Source organism: Mesorhizobium sp. CNPSo 4688 (genome assembly GCF_057784295.1).
The window spans coordinates 97777-116575 of sequence record NZ_JBWLUY010000002.1 but is presented as its reverse complement, the minus strand read 5'-3'; the positions used below and the strand labels follow the sequence as shown (position 1 = coordinate 116575).

At 62.5% G+C, this 18799-nt stretch carries 17 protein-coding genes and 1 pseudogene; 14 read left to right on the top strand and 4 right to left on the bottom strand.

Annotated elements, in window-relative coordinates; all coding sequences use genetic code 11:
* The first annotated feature begins 118 nt into the window (after nucleotides 1-118).
* The gene (locus AC04SH_RS03600; RefSeq protein WP_488573961.1) at nucleotides 119-1369 is read left to right on the top strand and encodes an NAD(P)/FAD-dependent oxidoreductase; all 1251 of its coding nucleotides are present in this window, start codon (nucleotides 119-121) and stop codon (nucleotides 1367-1369) included.
* A gap of 13 nt (nucleotides 1370-1382) precedes the next feature.
* Nucleotides 1383-2384: a 4-hydroxyproline epimerase gene (locus AC04SH_RS03595; RefSeq protein ID WP_488573960.1), complete on the top strand. Its 1002-nt coding sequence runs from the start codon at nucleotides 1383-1385 to the stop codon at nucleotides 2382-2384.
* On the opposite strand, the gene AC04SH_RS03590 is transcribed toward AC04SH_RS03595, so the two are convergent.
* Complete coding sequence (locus AC04SH_RS03590) at nucleotides 2377-3282, bottom strand: LysR substrate-binding domain-containing protein (RefSeq protein WP_488573959.1); 906 nt, start codon at nucleotides 3280-3282, stop codon at nucleotides 2377-2379. The genes AC04SH_RS03595 and AC04SH_RS03590 overlap by 8 nt on opposite strands.
* Before the next feature lie 133 nt (nucleotides 3283-3415).
* On the opposite strand from AC04SH_RS03590, the gene AC04SH_RS03585 reads away from it, so the two are divergent.
* The 11 genes and pseudogenes from AC04SH_RS03585 to AC04SH_RS03535 all read left to right on the top strand — a co-directional run bounded on the left by AC04SH_RS03585 (nucleotide 3416) and on the right by AC04SH_RS03535 (nucleotide 15985).
* Nucleotides 3416-3802 (top strand): ectoine synthase, encoded by a 387-nt coding sequence (locus AC04SH_RS03585; protein ID WP_477235170.1) that lies wholly within the window; start codon nucleotides 3416-3418, stop codon nucleotides 3800-3802.
* A gap of 448 nt (nucleotides 3803-4250) precedes the next feature.
* Nucleotides 4251-5153, top strand: a complete 903-nt coding sequence (locus tag AC04SH_RS03580; protein ID WP_352556727.1) for a branched-chain amino acid ABC transporter permease — start codon at nucleotides 4251-4253, stop codon at nucleotides 5151-5153.
* Between the two features lie 4 nt (nucleotides 5154-5157).
* The gene (livM, locus tag AC04SH_RS03575; RefSeq protein WP_488573958.1) at nucleotides 5158-6753 is read left to right on the top strand and encodes a high-affinity branched-chain amino acid ABC transporter permease LivM; all 1596 of its coding nucleotides are present in this window, start codon (nucleotides 5158-5160) and stop codon (nucleotides 6751-6753) included.
* Nucleotides 6753-7856: pseudogene (locus AC04SH_RS03570) on the top strand (ABC transporter ATP-binding protein); the annotation flags it as partial. The gene livM and the pseudogene AC04SH_RS03570, both read left to right, overlap by 1 nt.
* A 14-nt stretch (nucleotides 7857-7870) precedes the next feature.
* Complete coding sequence (locus AC04SH_RS03565) at nucleotides 7871-8599, top strand: ABC transporter ATP-binding protein (RefSeq protein WP_488573957.1); 729 nt, start codon at nucleotides 7871-7873, stop codon at nucleotides 8597-8599.
* Between the two features lie 17 nt (nucleotides 8600-8616).
* Nucleotides 8617-8964, top strand: a complete 348-nt coding sequence (locus tag AC04SH_RS03560; protein WP_477235163.1) for a DUF6867 family protein — start codon at nucleotides 8617-8619, stop codon at nucleotides 8962-8964.
* Nucleotides 8965-9101: 137 nt separating this feature from the next.
* Nucleotides 9102-10223 (top strand): branched-chain amino acid ABC transporter substrate-binding protein, encoded by a 1122-nt coding sequence (locus AC04SH_RS03555; protein WP_477235161.1) that lies wholly within the window; start codon nucleotides 9102-9104, stop codon nucleotides 10221-10223.
* A gap of 293 nt (nucleotides 10224-10516) precedes the next feature.
* Nucleotides 10517-13975, top strand: coding sequence for a pyruvate carboxylase (pyc, locus tag AC04SH_RS03550; RefSeq protein WP_488573956.1), 3459 nt, complete (start codon nucleotides 10517-10519; stop codon nucleotides 13973-13975).
* 146 nt (nucleotides 13976-14121) lie between these two features.
* Entirely contained in the window at nucleotides 14122-14382 is a 261-nt protein-coding gene (locus AC04SH_RS03545; protein ID WP_023800031.1) for a DUF2312 domain-containing protein, read from the top strand.
* 205 nt (nucleotides 14383-14587) lie between these two features.
* Nucleotides 14588-15316, top strand: a complete 729-nt coding sequence (locus AC04SH_RS03540; protein ID WP_488573955.1) for a haloacid dehalogenase type II — start codon at nucleotides 14588-14590, stop codon at nucleotides 15314-15316.
* 213 nt (nucleotides 15317-15529) lie between these two features.
* Nucleotides 15530-15985 carry a hypothetical protein gene (locus tag AC04SH_RS03535; protein WP_488573954.1) on the top strand — a complete coding sequence of 152 codons (456 nt, stop codon included), beginning with the start codon at nucleotides 15530-15532 and terminating at the stop codon, nucleotides 15983-15985.
* On the opposite strand, the gene AC04SH_RS03530 is transcribed toward AC04SH_RS03535, so the two are convergent.
* A complete protein-coding gene (locus AC04SH_RS03530) occupies nucleotides 15982-16491 on the bottom strand; it encodes an arsenate reductase ArsC (RefSeq protein WP_488573953.1) in 510 nt (169 codons plus the stop codon). The genes AC04SH_RS03535 and AC04SH_RS03530 overlap by 4 nt on opposite strands.
* Nucleotides 16492-16688: 197 nt before the next feature.
* Between AC04SH_RS03530 and AC04SH_RS03525 the strand changes: the two genes are divergently transcribed.
* Entirely contained in the window at nucleotides 16689-17027 is a 339-nt protein-coding gene (locus tag AC04SH_RS03525; RefSeq protein WP_488573952.1) for a hypothetical protein, read from the top strand.
* Nucleotides 17028-17096: 69 nt separating this feature from the next.
* Here AC04SH_RS03525 and msrB read toward each other — a convergent pair whose 3' ends face one another.
* Nucleotides 17097-17501, bottom strand: coding sequence for a peptide-methionine (R)-S-oxide reductase MsrB (gene msrB / locus AC04SH_RS03520; protein WP_488573951.1), 405 nt, complete (start codon nucleotides 17499-17501; stop codon nucleotides 17097-17099).
* Between the two features lie 103 nt (nucleotides 17502-17604).
* The gene (locus AC04SH_RS03515) at nucleotides 17605-18795 is read right to left on the bottom strand and encodes a vWA domain-containing protein (protein ID WP_488573950.1); all 1191 of its coding nucleotides are present in this window, start codon (nucleotides 18793-18795) and stop codon (nucleotides 17605-17607) included.
* Nucleotides 18796-18799: the final 4 nt, after the last annotated feature.

Here is an 18799-nt window from a genome sequence, read left to right as displayed (position 1 = left end):
AGAGACTCGCGCCGGCGTTGGCGAACTCTTCTCCCCTCGGGGAGAAGGTGGCCCGAAGGGCCGGATGAGGGGGCTGGCTCGGAGCACCGAGATTGGCCATTTTGCATGGCGCGCGGTCATGAATAGCGATGCTGCGATCGACATCGCCATTGTCGGTGGCGGCATTGTCGGTATCTGCGCCGCAGCGCAGCTGGCCGAGGCCGGGCGCAGCGTCACTATCTTCGACCGCACCGGCATCTGCGAGGAGACGAGCTCCGGCAATGCCGCCGCCTTTGCCTTCTCCGACGTGCTGCCTATGGCGCATAAGGGCATGATGCGGCAATTGCCGAGATGGCTTGCCGATCCGCTCGGACCGCTCAGCATCCCACCGGCCTATCTGCCGAAGCTCCTGCCATGGCTGTTCCGCTTCTGGCGCGCTGGCGCGCCGCGGCATTATGAGGCGAGCCTTGTGGCACAGGCGGGCATGATGAGGCTCGCCGAGGCCGAATGGATGGGGTTGCTCGAGCGGTCCGGCACGCGGCCGATGCTGCACGAGGATGGTTCGCTGGAACTTTACGAAAGCGAGGCAGAGTTTCAGGCCGGACTGTCGGGCTGGGCGGCGCGAGAGCGCTTCGGCATCGGCTTTCGCCATGTCGAAGGCGAGGAACTGGCGCGGCTGCAGCCTGGACTGTCGCCGCGCTTCATCAAGGGCACGTTCGTGCCGGGATGGAAGACGGTTGCCGACCCGAAACTGCTCGGCAAGGCGGTGTGGGCCTATGCCGAAGGGCTGGGTGCGCGTTTCGAGAAAGCACGCGTCGAGCGCGTTTCGGCCAATGATGGCGGCGCGGCGCTGACGCTGGCTAACGGCACGACCAGACAGGCGAGACACCTCGTCGTCGCTGCCGGGGCATGGTCGCATCTGCTGGCCAAGAACCTCGGCGACATTATCCCGCTGGAGACCGAGCGCGGCTACAACACGACCTTGCCGAAGACTGCCTTTGCCGTGCAGCGGATGCTGATCTTCTCCGGCCACGGCTTTGTCATCACGCCGCTCGACACAGGTTTGCGCGTCGGCGGCGCCGTCGAGCTGGGCGGACTCGACCGGCCGCCGAATTTTGCGCGCTCGAAGGCCATGCTCGAAAAAGCCAAACAGTTCCTGCCGGGGCTGGACCCGTCAGGCGGTCGCGAATGGATGGGCTATCGTCCGTCGCTGCCGGATTCGCTGCCGGTCATCGGCACGGCGCGCACTGCGCCCAACGTTGTCTACGCCTTTGGCCATGGCCATCTCGGCCTGACCCAGGCGGCGGCCAGCGGCCGCTTGATCCGCGATCTCGTTCTCGGGCAGACTTCGCCGATCGATCTTACCCCCTTCAGCCCGCAACGGTTTTGAGTTCGAGGAAATCATGGCCAAAAAATCCTTCTTCTGCATCGACGGCCATACGTGCGGCAATCCGGTGCGGTTGGTCGCAGGCGGCGGTCCCTTGCTCGAGGGGTCGACGATGATGGAACGGCGGGCGCATTTCCTGGCGGAGTATGACTGGATCCGCACCGGGCTGATGTTCGAGCCGCGCGGCCATGACGTGATGTCGGGCTCGATCCTTTATCCGCCGACGCGCGAGGATTGCGACATCGCCATCTTGTTCATCGAGACATCGGGCTGCCTGCCGATGTGCGGCCACGGCACGATCGGCACGGTGACGATGGCCATCGAACATGGGCTGATCAAGCCGAAAACGCCGGGTGTGCTCAGGCTCGACACGCCGGCTGGCCTGGTCATCGCCGAGTACAAACAGGTTGGCGATTATGTCGAAGAGGTGCGTATCACCAATGTGCCGTCCTTCCTTTATGCGGAAGGGCTGACGGTGGAGTGCCCGCAGCTTGGCGAGATTACCGTCGATGTCGCTTATGGCGGCAATTTCTACGCCATCGTCGAACCGCAGGCGAATTACCGCGATATGGGTGACTACTCCGCTGGCGATTTCATCGCCTGGAGCCCGGTGGTACGGCAGCGGCTCAACGAGAAGTATTCGTTCGTGCATCCGGAAAATCCTGAGATCAACCGGCTGTCGCACATGCTGTGGACGGGCAAGCCGACGGTGGCGGGCGCCGATGCGCGCAATGCCGTCTTCTATGGCGACAAGGCGATCGACCGCTCACCCTGCGGCACAGGCACCTCGGCGCGCATGGCGCAGCTTCATGCCAAGGGCAAGCTCAAGGCCGGCGACAGCTTCGTCCATGAATCGATCATCGGCTCGCTGTTCAAGGGCAAGGTCGAAAAGGACGTCACCGTTGCCGGCAAGCCGGCCATCATCCCTTCGATCGGCGGCTGGGCGCGGATGACCGGTCTGAACACTATCTTCATCGACGACCGCGATCCGTTCGCGCATGGGTTCGTCGTCAAGTGAGGTTGCTGGGCGGCTGATCATCCGGCCCGACAGAAACCTCACGACGGAACCAGTCGGCGAAGGTGAGTGCGGCGGGGGAGGCATTCGCCGCCATGGTCAGGAAGTAAGCCTTGTCGCGGTTCGTCGATATGTCGGACAGGACCACCAGGTCGCCGCGCTTCAACTCGTCACGGAAAACATCGACCGGACACAGCGCCACGCCGTGGCCGGCGATGACGGCGGTGGCAAGAATATTGAAGTCGGCGAAGACCGGTCCGTTGCCGACATCGACCTTGGCCAGTCCGGCCTCGGCAAACCACTCGCTCCAGCCCTGGCGGTTCTCGTCGTGCAGCAGTTCGGCGCCGGCGATCGCGGCAGGTGTCCTGAGATGCTCCCTGCCGGCCAGATAGTAGGGGCTGCACACTGGGCGGTTGAGGCGCGAAAACAGTTTCAGGCTGGTGACGCCGGGCGTCGGATCGGCGCCGAGCGTGATCAGCACGTCATTGTCGCCATCGCCAAGCCTGTCCTCGGCTTTGGCATAGGCGACGCGCATGCCGATGTCGGGGTGACTGGCGGTGAAGGCTGGCAGGCGGGGCACAAGCCAGCGGCTGGCGATGGACGGGATGCAGCCGACAGAAATGGTCGCCTCCGCGGCATTGCGCCGGATGCGCCGGCAGGTGGCGCCGAGTTCGGCAAGGGCAGCGCTCGCTGACGCCTGCAGGATCACGCCGGCATCGGTCAGCCTTACCTTGCGCGCGTCGCGGTGGAACAGAGGCACGCCCAGCCACTCTTCCAGGCGCCTTATCTGGTGGCTGATCGCCGGATGGGTCACATGCAGCTCGTCGGCGGCGGCGGAAAAGCTCAAGCGGCGCGAGGCAGCCTCAAAGGCGCGGATGGCATTCAGCGGAATGTAGTCCATCTGTAAGATTTACTAACATGATCAGTGAGAAGCAATCATTTGAAGGCCCGCCCGGCATGCGGCATCTCTGCCGTGGATCACCAATCCATCCGCAACTTCCCGGTCCTTGGCCGGTATCCGCAGGGAAATCGACATGTTCACCAGACAATTGGCTGATGTAGAAAAATCTGACTTCTTCGTGAATTGGGGCAATGGCACCAGCCACCGGCTGCTGACCCAGCAGGACGGCATGGGCTTCACCGTCTGTCACACCGTCGTGCGCGCCGGCAGCGAATCGCGCCTTCAGTATCGGCGGCATTTCGAGGCCTGCTACTGCATCGCCGGCACCGGCGAGGTCGAGGACATGTCCGGTGCGGTGCACCGCATCGAACCGGGTACGATCTATGTGCTCAATGAGCATGACGAGCACTATCTGCGGGCCGACGCCGCAGGCGACATGATCCTGGTCAGCGTCTTCAATCCACCCTTGAAAGGCACGGAGCGGCATGCGCTGAGCGAGGACGGTGGATCCGCCTACTGATCACAGACGGGCAGTCGCTTCCTTGTCCGGCGGCCGGGCCTGGAAGCTCGGGTTCAACACGGTCTTTTATCGGCCATCGCGGCCGACTCGATCAACGCTTTGTGGCTAGGCAGCAAGAATCTTGCCTCTGCGGAAAGGAATGTGGCTAAAAAACGAAGCCTGTCAGCAACGCAACGAATCGTCTCATCACCTAATTTTGACGGCGATTTCTTCGAAACGGGGTGCATTGTCCGGCTGAATCGTCAAAGACATTGCGTTGGGCCAATGATAGGGTCCGCGATAGTCCAGGGGTCGGGAGCAAAAAAACGGGCAATCGGAAGGCGTGCCGCCAAAACACGCACGACGTTTGAAAAATCACGTTGCAATCCGGGCTCGAAACTTTACGACTAGGGGAAATACGAAAAGGAATGCGTCTGCATGGGCGACATTCCAGGGGAGCCATGTACACATGCAGTACTTTGTCCAGCAGCTTATCAATGGGCTGACGCTGGGATCGATCTATGGGCTGATCGCAATCGGCTACACGATGGTCTACGGCATCATCGGCATGATCAACTTCGCCCACGGCGACATTTTCATGGTCGGGGCCTTCGCCGCCCTCGTCGTTTTCCTCATCCTCGGCGCCTTGTTCTATTCGGTGCCGATCGTCCTGGCGCTGCTGATCATGATGATCGTGGCGATGCTGCTCACCAGCCTCTACAACTGGACGATCGAGAAGGTGGCCTACCGGCCGCTGCGCGGTTCGTTCCGGCTGGCGCCGCTGATCACCGCCATCGGCATGTCGATCGCGCTGTCGAACTTCATCCAGGTGACGCAGGGTCCGCGCAACAAGCCGATCCCGCCGATGGTCAGCCAAGTCTACAACATCAACGGCATCAGCGTGTCGCTGAAGCAGATCATCATCGTCATCGTCACGGCGCTGCTGCTCGCCTTGTTCTGGTACCTGGTCAACAGGACCTCACTGGGCCGGGCGCAGCGGGCGTGTGAGCAGGACCGCAAGATGGCCGCACTTCTCGGCGTCGATGTCGATCGTACGATCTCGATCACCTTCATCATGGGCGCAGCGCTTGCGGCAGTCGCCGGCACCCTGTTCCTGATGTATTACGGCGTCATCGCCTTCTCCGACGGCTTCGTGCCGGGGGTCAAGGCCTTCACCGCGGCCGTTCTCGGCGGCATCGGGTCTCTGCCGGGCGCCGTGCTTGGCGGGCTGCTGATCGGCTTCATCGAAAGCATGTGGTCGGCCTATTTCTCGATCGACTACAAGGACGTCGCGGCGTTCTCCATCCTGGCGATCGTGCTGATCTTCCTGCCTTCCGGCATTTTGGGCCGGCCAGAAGTCGAAAAGGTCTGAGACAATGGCGGTTACCGTATCCTCGGAGCGCGACACCGTCGCCTCCCCCGTGCAGCGCGCATTTCGTGAGGCGCTCTATGCCGGTGCCATCTCGCTGGGCCTGTTCGTTCTGTTCATCGGCCTGAAGACCGACCAGAACATCAGCAACCAGCTGATCCTGGTAACGCGCTGGTGGCTGCTCATCACCGTGGTCGTGCTGACCATGCTTGGCCGCTTCTTCTACATTGCCTATGGCCAGCCCTTCATGGCCAATCAGAAGATCGCCAATGTCGCCACCGGCCTGTTGCCGGCCAGCGTGGCGTCGCGCTTCTTCCTGCTTCCGGCCTTCATCGTTGCCATCGTGCTGGCAGCCATACTGTTTGTGTTCGGCGGCGCCTTGCCGGGGCTGGTGGGCGATGGTCTGGCCGGCTATCTGCAGTTCCTGCGCGCGCTGGCCGTCATCTATGCGCTGGCCTGCGTGATCTTTTACTTCCGCGCCTACATCCACGACAATTTCACCAAGCTCGGGGTCACCGCATTGGTGCTCTATCCGATCCTGGTCGTCGGCGTGTTGTCGCTGATGTCGTGGTCGTTCGTCGGCGGGCTGCAGGGCTCGCTGAAGTGGATCGACAATTTCGGCATCCAGATCCTGATCTATGTGATGCTGGCCTGGGGGCTGAACATCGTCGTCGGCCTCGCCGGCCTGCTCGATCTCGGCTACGTCGCCTTCTACGCGGTCGGCGCCTATGCCTATGCGCTGCTCGGTTCGCATTATGGCCTGTCGTTCTGGATCCTGCTGCCGACAGCCGGCGCCATGGCCGCCTTCTGGGGCGTGATGCTCGGCTTTCCTGTGCTCCGGCTGCGTGGCGACTACCTGGCGATCGTCACTCTGGCCTTCGGCGAGATCATCCGCCTGGTGCTGATCAACTGGCGTGAAGTCACCAACGGCTCGGCCGGCATCTCCGGTATCCCGAAGGTCACGTTCTTCGGCCTGATGACGTTCAATTCGACGGACCCGAACTATATCGGCAAGGTGCTGCACATCGCCCAGTCGAGCGCCTACTACAAGATCTTCCTCTACTATCTGATCCTGGCGCTGGCGCTGCTGACCGCCTTCGTCACCATCAGGCTCAGGCGCATGCCTGTCGGCCGCGCCTGGGAGGCGCTGCGCGAGGACGAGATCGCCTGCCGCTCGCTCGGCATCAACACCACCACCACCAAGCTCACCGCCTTTGCCACCGGCGCCATGTTCGGCGGTTTTGCCGGCGCGTTCTTCGCCGCACGGCAAGGTTTCGTCAGCCCTGAATCCTTCGTCTTCCTGGAATCGGCGATCATCCTGGCCATCGTCGTGCTCGGCGGCATGGGCTCGCTGGTCGGCATTGCGGTCGCCGCAATGGTGATGATCGGCGGCACCGAGGCGCTGCGCGAACTCGACTTCCTCAAGCAGGTCTTCGGCAAGGACTTCACGCCGGAGCTTTACCGCATGCTTCTGTTCGGCATGGCCATGGTCATCGTCATGCTTTGGAAGCCGCGCGGCTTCGTCGGCAGTCGTGAACCGACAGCCTTCCTCAAGGAGCGAAGAGCGGTCTCCAGTTCCTTCACCAAGGAAGGACACGGCTGATGAATGCGAGTTCGATTCAGAAGGCCAATGCGGGCATGAAAGACGCCATCCTCCAGGTCGAGCATCTGTCGATGAAGTTCGGCGGCCTGGTCGCCATCGGCGACCTGTCCTTCCAGGCCAAGCGCGGCGAGATCACCGCGCTGATCGGACCCAACGGCGCCGGCAAGACCACCGTCTTCAATTGCATCACCGGCTTCTACAAGCCGTCGGAAGGCATGATCACGCTTAACGGTGCCGACGGCTCGAGCTTCCTGCTCGAACGGCTGCCTAACCACGAGATCCCGGCGCGCGCCAAGGTGGCGCGTACCTTCCAGAACATCCGGCTGTTCTCCGGCATGACGCTGCTGGAGAACCTCCTGGTTGCCCAGCACAACAAGCTGATGAAGGCATCGGGCTATACGATCCTGGGCCTGTTCGGGATCGGCGGCTACCGCAGGGCCTCGGCCGAATCGGTGGAGCTTGCCAAGCACTGGCTGGAGAAGGCCGATCTCGTCGATCGCGCCGACGACCCGGCCGGGGACCTGCCCTATGGCGCGCAGCGGCGCCTCGAGATCGCGCGCGCCATGTGCACGGGGCCTGAGCTTCTGTGTCTCGACGAGCCGGCGGCCGGCCTCAATCCGAAGGAATCGGCCGCGCTCAATTCGCTGCTGATGGACATCAAGAGCAGCACCTCGATCCTGCTGATCGAGCACGACATGTCGGTGGTCATGCAGATTTCCGACCATGTCGTGGTGCTCGAATATGGCCGCAAGATTTCCGACGGCAGCCCGCAATCGGTGCGCACCGACCCGCGCGTCATCGCCGCCTATCTCGGCGTCGACGACGAGGAGGTCGAGACGGTGCTGACCGAAGTCGGCGATGAAGACGTCATCGAGCAGCTGGACATAGGGCCTGACACGGCGCACGGACCTGGCTCGTCGTCTTCCTATCTCGCCGGCCCGGTGAGCGACACGATCGGCCACAGCGAGGGCGAGCGGGTCACGGTGTCGAAAGGCGCCTCGAAGGCAGCTCAACTCGATGCAAAGGCCAACGTCGCGCCGAGAAAACCGACCGAGCGGGCCACGGCCAAGCCCGCCGGGAAATCCCCGACATCAAAGCCGCGCGGAGGGCGTAAGTGATGGCCGAGACAACGCTGCTCGATATCAGGGGCGTCGAGACCTACTACGGCAACATCAAGGCGCTGAACGGCGTCGATGTTCACGTCAACCAGGGCGAGATCGTCGCGCTGATCGGCGCCAATGGCGCCGGCAAGTCGACGCTGATGATGACCATTTTCGGGGCGCCGCGGGCCCGTGCCGGCACCATCACTTTCGCCGGTACCGACATTACCCAGATGCCGACGCACGAGATCGCGCGCTTGCGCATCGCGCAGTCGCCGGAGGGCAGGCGCATTTTCCCGCGCATGACGGTGATGGAAAACCTGCAGATGGGGGCCGGTCTCGACAACCTCAAGCACTATGACGAGGATGCCGAGAAGGTGTTCACGCTGTTCCCGCGCCTCAAGGAGCGCATCGCCCAGCGCGGCGGCACGCTGTCGGGCGGCGAGCAGCAGATGCTGTCGATCGGACGCGCGCTGATGGCGCGGCCGAAGCTGCTCCTGCTCGACGAGCCGTCGCTGGGTCTGGCACCGCTGATCGTCAAGCAGATCTTCGACGCCATCCGCGAGCTGAACCGCACGCAAGGGCTGACCGTGTTCCTGGTCGAGCAGAACGCCTTCGGCGCGCTCAAGCTCGCCACGCGTGGCTATGTCATGGTCAACGGCAACGTGACCATGAGCGGCACCGGCAAGGAATTGCTCGCCAATCCGGAAGTGCGCGCGGCCTATCTCGAAGGCGGCCACCACTGATTTCAGGAGTCTTCACCATGCAAGGCATTCTTCACGAGGAACCTTCCATCTGGCAGTTCTTCTTCGTCACCTGTCTGCTCGGCGGCTGGGCGGCATGGATGACCGGCAAGGCCAGCGCTCAGACATGGCGCAGCCTGCCGGTGCTGTTCGTCTACCTGCTGGGGCTCGGCATCGGCATAAGGTTCATTCATCATGCCCTGTTCGGCGGCACGATGTTTTCACTGCAATACTATGTCGTGGATACAATCGTGCTCATGATATTGGGGTTTGTCGGCTATCAATACACGCGCACCAACCAAATGGTGACGCAGTATAATTGGCTTTACGAACGGGCTTCGATCTTAAGCTGGAAACCGAAAGGCTGACGTTCATCATTAACGCCGTTTCGGGGATGAATCGGCGTGACAAGGGCCTGAAAATCGGCAAAGTACGCTTTCTGCGATAAGGGTGGGCATCGCATGAAAGTATCATCCACGCCCACCTCGTAAATGGGAGCGTTTAAATGAAGAAATCACTTTTGTCCGCCGTTGCCCTGACCGCGCTTGTCGCGTTCGGCGGTAACGCATGGGCTGACGTCCTCGTCGGCGTCGCCGGTCCGATCACCGGTCCGAATGCGGCCTTCGGTGCGCAGCTGCAGAAGGGTGCGGAAGCGGCCGTCGCTGACATCAACGCAGCAGGCGGTATGAATGGCGAGCAGATCAAGCTTGAAGTCGGCGACGACGTCTCCGATCCGAAGCAAGGCATCTCGGTCGCCAACAAGTTCGTCGGCGATGGCGTCAAGTTCGTGGTCGGCCACTTCAACTCGGGCGTCTCGATTCCGGTCTCGCAGGAAGTCTATGTCGACAACAACATCGTCGAAGTGACCCCGGCGGCGACCAACCCGAAATTCACCGAGCGCGGCCTGTGGAACGTGTTCCGCACCTGCGGACGCGACGACCAGCAGGGCGGCATTGCCGGCGCCTATATCGCGGCCAACTTCAAGGACGCCAAGGTTGCCGTCATCCACGACAAGACCCCCTACGGTCAGGGCCTTGCCGACGAAACCAAGAAGACGATGAACGCAGCCGGCCTGACGGAAGTCATGTACGAAGGCGTCAATGTCGGCGACAAGGACTTCTCGGCGCTGATCGCCAAGATGAAGGACGCCGGCGTCACCCTGATCTATTGGGGCGGCCTGCATACGGAAGCCGGCCTGATCATCCGCCAGTCGGCTGACCAGGGCCTCAAGGCTACCCTGATGTCGGGCGACGGCATCGTCACCGACGAGCTGGCTGCGATCGCCGGCGACGCGGTTATCGGCACGCTCAACACCTTCGGTCCGGATCCGCGCCTGATCCCCGAGAACAAGGCACTGGTCGAGAAGTTCCGCGCCCAGGGCTTTGAACCGGAAGCCTACACGCTCTACGCCTACGCTGCCATGCAGGTGATCGCGGAGGCCGCTGCCGTGGCCAAGACGAACGACCCGGTGGAAGTGGCCAAGGCGCTGCATGAGAAGGGTCCGTTCAAGACCGTTCTGGGCGACCTCGCCTATGACGAGAAGGGCGATCCGAAGCTCCCGGGCTACATCATGTACGAGTGGAAGAAGGGTCCGGACGGCAAGATCACCTGGCTGCCGAAGACCTGATCGGATAACGCAATCCCTACGAAATGCCCGGCGCTTGCGCCGGGCATTTTTCTTTGACCTGCCGGAGCGCGTAGCGACGGCATTGGCTAAAAAGGAACCATTAGCCGGGAGCGGATTGTGCGCGGGATGACAATTCGCGTCACTTCGCGACGCCATTCGCACGCAGTCTTTCGCTTTGCAGTGCTAGAATTTATTTAAATCGGTTTAATCGCCTCCCGATTTTGGTTGCACTGCAGCATTTTCGCGTTAATCATTGCTGAGCCCCCATCCCTCCCTGTCCGGAGCCTTCTTCCTTGGCCATCACGAAGATCCTCGTCGCCAACCGGTCCGAAATTGCCATCCGCGTCTTTCGCGCGGCCAACGAACTCGGCCTCAAAACCGTGGCGATCTGGGCCGAGGAGGACAAATATTCGCTGCATCGGTTCAAGGCCGATGAAAGCTACCAGGTGGGGCGCGGGCCGCATCTGGCCAAGGATATGGGACCGATCGAAAGCTATCTGTCGATCGAGGAAGTGATCCGCGTCGCCAGGTTGTCCGGCGCCGACGCCATCCATCCGGGCTATGGCCTTTTGTCGGAAAGCCCTGAATTCGCAGATGCCTGCGCCGAGGCTGGCATCACCTTTATCGGCCCGAAGCCAGACACGATGCGCCGGCTCGGCAACAAGGTCGCCGCGCGCAATCTCGCCATCGAGGTCGGCGTGCCGGTGATCCCGGCAACCGACCCGCTGCCGGACGACATGGACACGGTCAAGAAATTGGCCAAGGAAATCGGCTATCCGGTGATGCTCAAGGCATCGTGGGGTGGTGGCGGGCGCGGCATGCGCGCCATCCGCGCCGAGGCCGATCTGGTCCGCGAAGTCACCGAAGGCAAGCGTGAGGCCAAGGCCGCCTTCGGCAAGGACGAGGTCTATCTCGAAAAGCTGATCGAGCGCGCCCGCCATGTCGAGGTCCAGGTGCTTGGCGACACGCACGGCAATGCCGTGCATCTGTTCGAGCGCGACTGTTCGATCCAGCGCCGCAACCAGAAGGTCGTCGAGCGGGCGCCGGCGCCCTACCTCAGCGAGGCATTGCGCCAGGAGCTTTGCGGCTATGCGCTCAAGATCGCGCGCGAGACCAGCTATATCGGCGCCGGCACGGTGGAGTTCCTGCAGGACGCCGACACCGGCAAATTCTACTTCATCGAGGTCAATCCGCGCATCCAGGTCGAGCACACCGTCACCGAGCAGGTGACCGGCATCGACATCGTCAAGGCGCAGATCCACATCCTGGACGGCTTTGCCATCGGCACGAAGGAATCGGGCGTGCCGGTGCAGGCCGACATCAGGCTGAACGGCCACGCGCTGCAGTGCCGCATCACCACCGAGGATCCGGAGCATAGTTTCATTCCGGATTACGGCCGCATCACCGCCTATCGCGAAGCCGCCGGTTTCGGCATTCGCCTCGACGGCGGCACCGCCTATTCGGGCGCGGTCATCACCCGCTTCTACGATCCGCTGCTGGAGAAGGTGACGGCCTGGGCGCCGACACCGGCAGAGGCGATCGCCCGCATGAACCGGGCCTTGCGCGAGTTCCGCATCCGCGGCGTGGCGACCAATCTCACCTTCCTCGAGGCGATCATCAACCACCCGCGCTTCGCCGACAATTCCTACACGACCAGGTTCATCGATACGACGCCGGAACTGTTCGAGCAGGTGAAGCGGCAGGACCGTGCCACCAAGCTGCTCAACTATCTGGCCGACGTCAGTGTCAACGGCCATCCCGAAACCCGTGGCCGTCCGATGCCGAAGGCCGATGCGGCCGCGCCGATCGTGCCCTATCTCAACGGCAATGTGCCGGGCGGCAGCAAGCAGAAACTCGACGCGCTGGGGCCGGAGAAATTCGCCGCCTGGATGCGTGAGCAAAAGGAGGTGCTGGTCACCGACACGACGATGCGCGACGGCCATCAGTCGCTGCTCGCCACCCGCATGCGCACGCATGACATTGCCGGCATTGCCGGCACCTATGCGCGGGCGCTGCCGCGGCTGCTGTCGCTGGAATGCTGGGGCGGCGCCACCTTCGACGTCGCCATGCGCTTCCTCACCGAGGATCCGTGGGAGCGGCTGAGCAAAGTGCGCGAGGCCGCCCCCAATCTTTTGCTGCAGATGCTTCTGCGCGGCGCCAACGGCGTCGGCTACACCAACTATCCCGACAATGTCGTGCAGCATTTCGTCAAACAGGCAGCAAGTGGCGGCGTCGACCTGTTCCGCGTCTTCGACTGCCTGAACTGGGTCGAGAATATGCGCGTCGCCATGGACGCGGTGGGCGCCGAGGGCAAGCTGGTCGAAGCGGCGATTTGCTACACCGGCGATATCCTCGATCCGGCGCGCGCCAAATACGACCTCAAATACTATGTCGGGCTGGCGAAGGAATTGCAGGCCGCCGGCGCCCACATCATCGCCGTCAAGGACATGGCGGGATTGTTGAAACCGGCTGCCGCACGCGTGCTGTTCAAGGCGCTGCGCGAGGCGACCGATTTGCCGATCCACTTCCACACCCACGATACGTCAGGCCTGTCGGCGGCGACGGTGCTGGCGGGCGTGGAAAGCGGCGTCGACGCCATCGATGCGGCGATGGATTCCTTCTCCGGCAACACCTCGCAGCCCTGCCTTGGCTCGATTGTCGAGGCGCTGAAGGGAACCGAGCGCGATCCTGGTCTCGATCCGCAATGGATCCGCAACATCTCCTTCTATTGGGAAGCGGTGCGTAACCAGTACGCCGCCTTCGAAAGCGACCTCAAGGGGCCTGCCTCGGAGGTCTATTTGCACGAGATGCCGGGCGGCCAGTTCACCAACCTCAAGGAACAGGCGCGCTCGCTCGGGCTGGAGACGCGCTGGCACGAGGTGGCCCAAGCCTATCACGACGTCAACCTGATGTTCGGCGACATCGTCAAGGTGACGCCGTCATCCAAGGTGGTCGGCGACATGGCGCTGATGATGGTGAGCCAGGACCTCACTGTCGCCGACGTCGAAAACCCGGCCAAGGACATCGCTTTCCCGGACTCGGTCGTCTCGATGCTGCGCGGTGATCTCGGCCAGTCGCCCGGCGGCTGGCCTGCGAAGCTGCAGAAGAAGGCACTGAAGGAAAGCAAACCGATCACCGTGCGGCCGGGCTCGCTGCTCAGGCCGGCCGACCTCAAGGCCAGCCGCAAGGAAATTGAGGAGAAGCTGGAGCGCAAGCTCTCGGAGTACGAATTCGCGTCCTGGCTGATGTATCCGAAGGTGTTCACCGACTTCGCCGCCGCGCAGGAGACCTACGGGCCTGTCAGCGTCTTGCCGACGCCAACCTATTTCTACGGCATGAAGTCCGAGGACGAGATCTTCCTGGACATCGAAAAAGGCAAGACGCTTGTGGTGCGCTGTCTTGCGATCGGCGATGTCGATGAGAAGGGCATGGTCACCGTGTTCTTCGAGCTCAACGGCCAGCCGCGCCGCGTCCGGGTGCCGGACAGGGCGCATGGCGCCTCGGCGGCCAAGGCACGGCGCAAGGCAGAACCCGGCAACGAGGCGCATGTCGGCGCGCCGATGCCGGGCGTGGTCTCCGCGCTTGCTGTTGCCGCCGGCCAGGCGGTCAAGGCTGGCGATGTGCTGTTGTCGATCGAAGCCATGAAGATGGAGACCGCGCTGCATGCCGAGCGCGACGGCACGGTGGCCGAAGTGCTGGTCAAGGCCGGCGACCAGATCGACGCGAAGGATTTGCTGATCGCCTTTGGGTGATGCGATCGATCACATTGGGGACGGCTGGCAGCAGCCGTCCACGAAGCATCGATAATGGCTTGACCCGCCGCGCCCGCTCGGGCATCGAACCCGCTCCAATTTTGCCGCGCCAGAATCGCGGCGCCTAAAAAGAAGCGGAGAAAAACATGGCCGACGACATCACCGAGACCAGCCAGACTGTTGCCGCCGGCCAGTTGCGCGCCTTCATCGAGCGCATCGAGCGGCTCGAGGAAGAAAAGAAGACCATCGCCGACGACATCAAGGAAGTGTTTGCTGAGGCCAAGGGCACCGGCTTCGACACCAAGGCGATGCGCTCGATCATCCGGCTGCGCAAGAAGGACCAGGCCGAGCGGCAGGAAGAGGAAACCATCCTCGATCTCTACAAGGCCGCGCTCGGCATGGTCTGAGGCGCGTGGCCGGAGGCCGGCGGCGTCTCATAACCGAGAGCGATGCCCACCTGCGGCGGGAGCGAAACTCAACCCCGGCTGAAGTTCGCCGGAATCTGCTCGGAAGATCGGGAGGAAAAGCCTAAATTCCGGAAGGTTTTGCCGAGATATCGGCCTCGCGCGGCGCTACGGATGCGAAAATTCCACGTGTGTGAGGATCACCGATATGGATTTGACTCGTTTCAAAGTGCTGACATTCGACGTCTATGGCACGCTGATCGACTGGGAAACCGGCATCTGGAACGCGCTTCAGCCGCTTTTGAGCATCGCAGATCGCGAAATCAGCCGGGACGAAGCGTTGGAAACCTATGGGGAAATAGAGACGCTGCAGGAAGCCGAGACTCCTTCCTTGCATTACAGAACACTGTTGGCGGCAGTGCACGCAAGGCTCGCTCGACATTGGGGTGTCACCGCGCAGGCCGATCTGCATGAACGTTTCGGCACCTCGGTGCCCGATTGGCCTGCCTTTCCGGATTCCAGGGAGGCGCTGGCCTATCTGAAACAGCATTTCCGTTTGGTCGTATTGTCCAATGTCGACGGCCAGAGTTTCGCGGCTTCAAACCGTAAGCTCGGGATCAGCTTCGATGCCGTTTACACGGCGGAAGATATTGGCAGCTACAAGCCGGATCTGGACAATTTTCGTTTCCTGTTCGACAGGCTGAACCAGGATCTGGGCATTCAGCAAGACGAAGTCCTTCATGTGGCGCAGAGTCTGTTTCATGATCATGCGCCGGCAGAGAGCATCGGGCTCGCCAGCGTTTGGATTGACCGCAGGTTTGGGATGGAGGGGCCAGGTGCAACGAAGCGTCCTCTTGCCCAGCCGAAGGTCGGAGGTCATTTTCCGACCTTGGCGGAATTTGCCGCTATGCATCGCGCGGCTGATAGGAAGCACTGATCTCATTCGTCAGAGGCCGCGAGGTCTGACGGGTCCGCGCCGTCCTCGGGCGAGACCAAATGCGGCACCTGCCGCATCGGCCGTCTGATGGCGTTTTCTGCGCTTCCGTTGCGCACGGACCCAAATGTCCGCTACGCTACGGTTCTCAAAACGCCATCAAATGACTCGCTAGAACGAATTTCGAAACGGTCTCGGGCAGCGGGGCAGCCGGCCATGAGCGAATTCGACTTCGGCGCCCGCCGCGCCTCTGAATTCCGCCAACGCAGCTTCTGGGCGCTGTTCGCCGAACGGCATCCGGAGGAACGCGCATCCATGGCGCGGCGCGGACCCTGGTTCTGGCAGCGCGGGCTGCCGGACTTCGCCCTGGTCCTGTCCATGTATGTCGCGCCGGCGCAAAACCATGTCGGCGTCTTCTTCGGCCGCAACGAGAAGTTCGGCGCCACTGAAGCCTGGTCGCGGCTGAAGCCTTTCCAGCCGGCGATCGAAGGCAGGCTGAAGCTCAGGCCGGAACAGAGCTGCGATGGGCTCGGCATCAATTCGATGTGGCGGGTGAACTGCTTTGCCGAGGACAACTGGCCGGCCATGGCCGACTGGCTGGTGACGGAATGCTCGCGCTTCGAGCACGCCGCTACTGAGGTGCTGGGACAGGCTGAGATCGGCTGGCGCTAATTCGGCTTCGGCGCGTCGCGTCCGATCTCATCCAGATGCTGCTGCAACGCCATGTGGCCCAGCGCGTCCATCGGCAGGTTGGTGAACAGCGATATGCGGTTGTTGAGCATGCGATAGGCATCGGCGAAGGCCAGATGCATTTCGGCGTCGGTGCCTTGTGCCTTGGCCGGATCCGGTATCGCCCACAGTGCGGTCATCGGGTGGCCGGGCCAGACCGGGCAGGTCTCGTTGGCGGTGCTATCGCAGACGGTGAAGACGAAATCCATTTCCGGCGCGTCGGGCTTTGCAAACTCGTCCCAGCCTTTCGAGCGGGCGAAGCCGGTGTCGTAGTTGAGGCTCTCGAGCAGCTGCAGCGCGTAGGGATTGACGGTGCCCTTCGGCTGCGACCCGGCGGAGAAGGCCTTGAATTTCTCAGCGCCGATGCGGTTTAGGATGGCTTCGCCCATGATCGAGCGCGCCGCATTGGCGTTGCACAGGAACAGGACATTGTAGCTTTTGTCGCTCATCGAAGACCTCCCTGGCAGGCGACCTCGGGACGAAGGAACAGCACGGTCAGCAAATTAGCTTTGCGGCGGATGCAGGCAAGGGCCATCCGGAAAGATTTTGCGATTGTTTGACGGCGATCGCCAAGCCATATGCTTCTACGCGATCGTCGTGCGCGCATGCCGCGCTCGGGATCGCTCAGAATGAAAGAGTTGAGCTGATGCCAGGACCCGCGGGGAGCGAAGGTGGCAAGACGGGCGGAACGGCCGGCTTCTTCCGCTCGCGCTGGCACGGTGCCGTGTCGCTCGATCGCCTGTTCTGGCGCGACATGGTCGTTGTCGGCACCGCGATCAACGTCGCGTCGTCGGTGGTCGCGCTCGTCCTGCTCGGGCTGAAGCTGCCGCTGGCCGTGGTGCTGGCCGTGCATTTCGCGCCGGTGCCCTACAACATATTCCTGACCCTGGCCGTCTGGCGAATCGCCGAAAAGGCCGGCGGCGCCAAGGCCTCGCTGATGATGCTCGGTTCCGCGCTATGGTTGATCCTGGTGGTCGTTGTCTGAGACGCCGGCGGGGCACGAAAAAGGGCGGCCGGAGCCGCCCTGTGCAAGAGATGATGACCGGGTTGCGGTTTAAGCCGCCGGTTCGAATTTCAGCGCCACGCCATTGATGCAATAGCGCAGGCCGGTCGGCGGCGGACCGTCCTCGAAGACATGGCCGAGATGGCTGCCGCAGCGCGAGCAGTGGCATTCGGTGCGGACCATGCCGTAGCTGCGGTCGACGGTGTTCTCGACCGAACCGGGCACCGGGTCATTGAAGCTCGGCCAGCCGGTGCCGCTCTCGAACTTCAGCTTGGATTCGAACAGCGGCTGGTCGCAGCCGACGCAGGAAAAGGTGCCAGCGCGCTTTTCGTAGAGCAAAGCGCAGCTTCCGGGCCGTTCGGTGCCGTGGCCGCGCATGACGGCATACTGCTCCGGCGTCAGCCGGGCACGCCATTCGGCGTCAGTGCGGGTAACGGGGTAGGTATGGGTATCCATCTAATCTCCTCAGCCTTGGCGGCTTGTTGTTGGTTGCAGCCAGTATTCGCACCAACATAAGCATTTGTTACACGCCTGCCCAGCGCAGAGGCGTGTTTGGGGCTCAATGCTTGCGTGAGAGCTGCTTGGTCGCGGCTTCGAGCCCGGCCAGCGTCAGCGGGAACATGCGGCCGCCGAAGATATCGCGGATCATGGCGATCGAGTGGGTGAAGCCCCAATTCTCAGGGTTTTCGGGGTTCAGCCAGACCGCGTTCGGCCATTGTTGCAACAGGCGGCCGAGCCAGACGGCGCCGGCTTCCGGGTTCCAGTGCTCGACCGAACCGCCGGGGTGCGCAATCTCGTAAGGGCTCATCGAGGCGTCGCCGACGACGATCACCTTGTAGTCCGGGCCGTATTTGTGAAGCAGGTCGAAGGTCGAAATCACCTCGGCATGGCGGCGGCGGTTGTCCTTCCACACGCCCTCATAGAGGCAGTTGTGGAAGTAAAAATATTCGAGCTGGCGGAACTCGGCGCGGGCGGCCGAAAACAGCTCCTCGACGCTTTTGATGTGATCGTCCATCGAGCCGCCGACATCGAAGAACATCAGAAGCTTCACAGCATTGCGCCGTTCGGGGCGCGTCTGCACGTCGAGATAGCCGTGCTCGGCGGTGGCATGGATGGTGCCGGGCAGGTCGAACTCTTCCTCCGCGCCCTCGCGCACCCAGCGGCGCAGCCGCTTCAGCGCCACCTTGATGTTGCGGGTGCCGAGCTCGACGGCGTCGTCGAAATTCCTGAACTCGCGCTTGTCCCACACCTTCACCGCACGGCGGTTGCGGCTTTCGTGCTGGCCGATGCGCACGCCTTCGGGATTGTAGCCATAGGCGCCGAAAGGCGAAGTGCCGCCGGTGCCGATCCATTTCGATCCGCCCTGGTGCCGGCCTTTTTGTTCCTCGAGCCGCTGCTTCAGCGTCTCCATCAGCTTGTCGAAACCGCCGAGCGCCTCGACCAGTTTTTTCTCCTCCTCGGTCAGATGCTTTTCGGCGAGCCGGCGCAGCCACTCCTCGGGGATGTTGGCGACATCGACCGCATCCGGTCCGCCAAGCGCTTCAATGCCCTTGAAGACATGCGCGAACACCTGATCGAAGCGGTCGATATGACGCTCGTCCTTCACCAGAGCGGCGCGGGCGAGGTAATAAAAACCCTCGACGTCATAATCGACCAGACCGGCTTCCAGCCCCTCCAGCAGCGACAGATACTCCCTGAGCGAAACGGGCACCCGCGCGGCCTTCAGTTCGAGGAAGAAGGGGATGAACATGGGC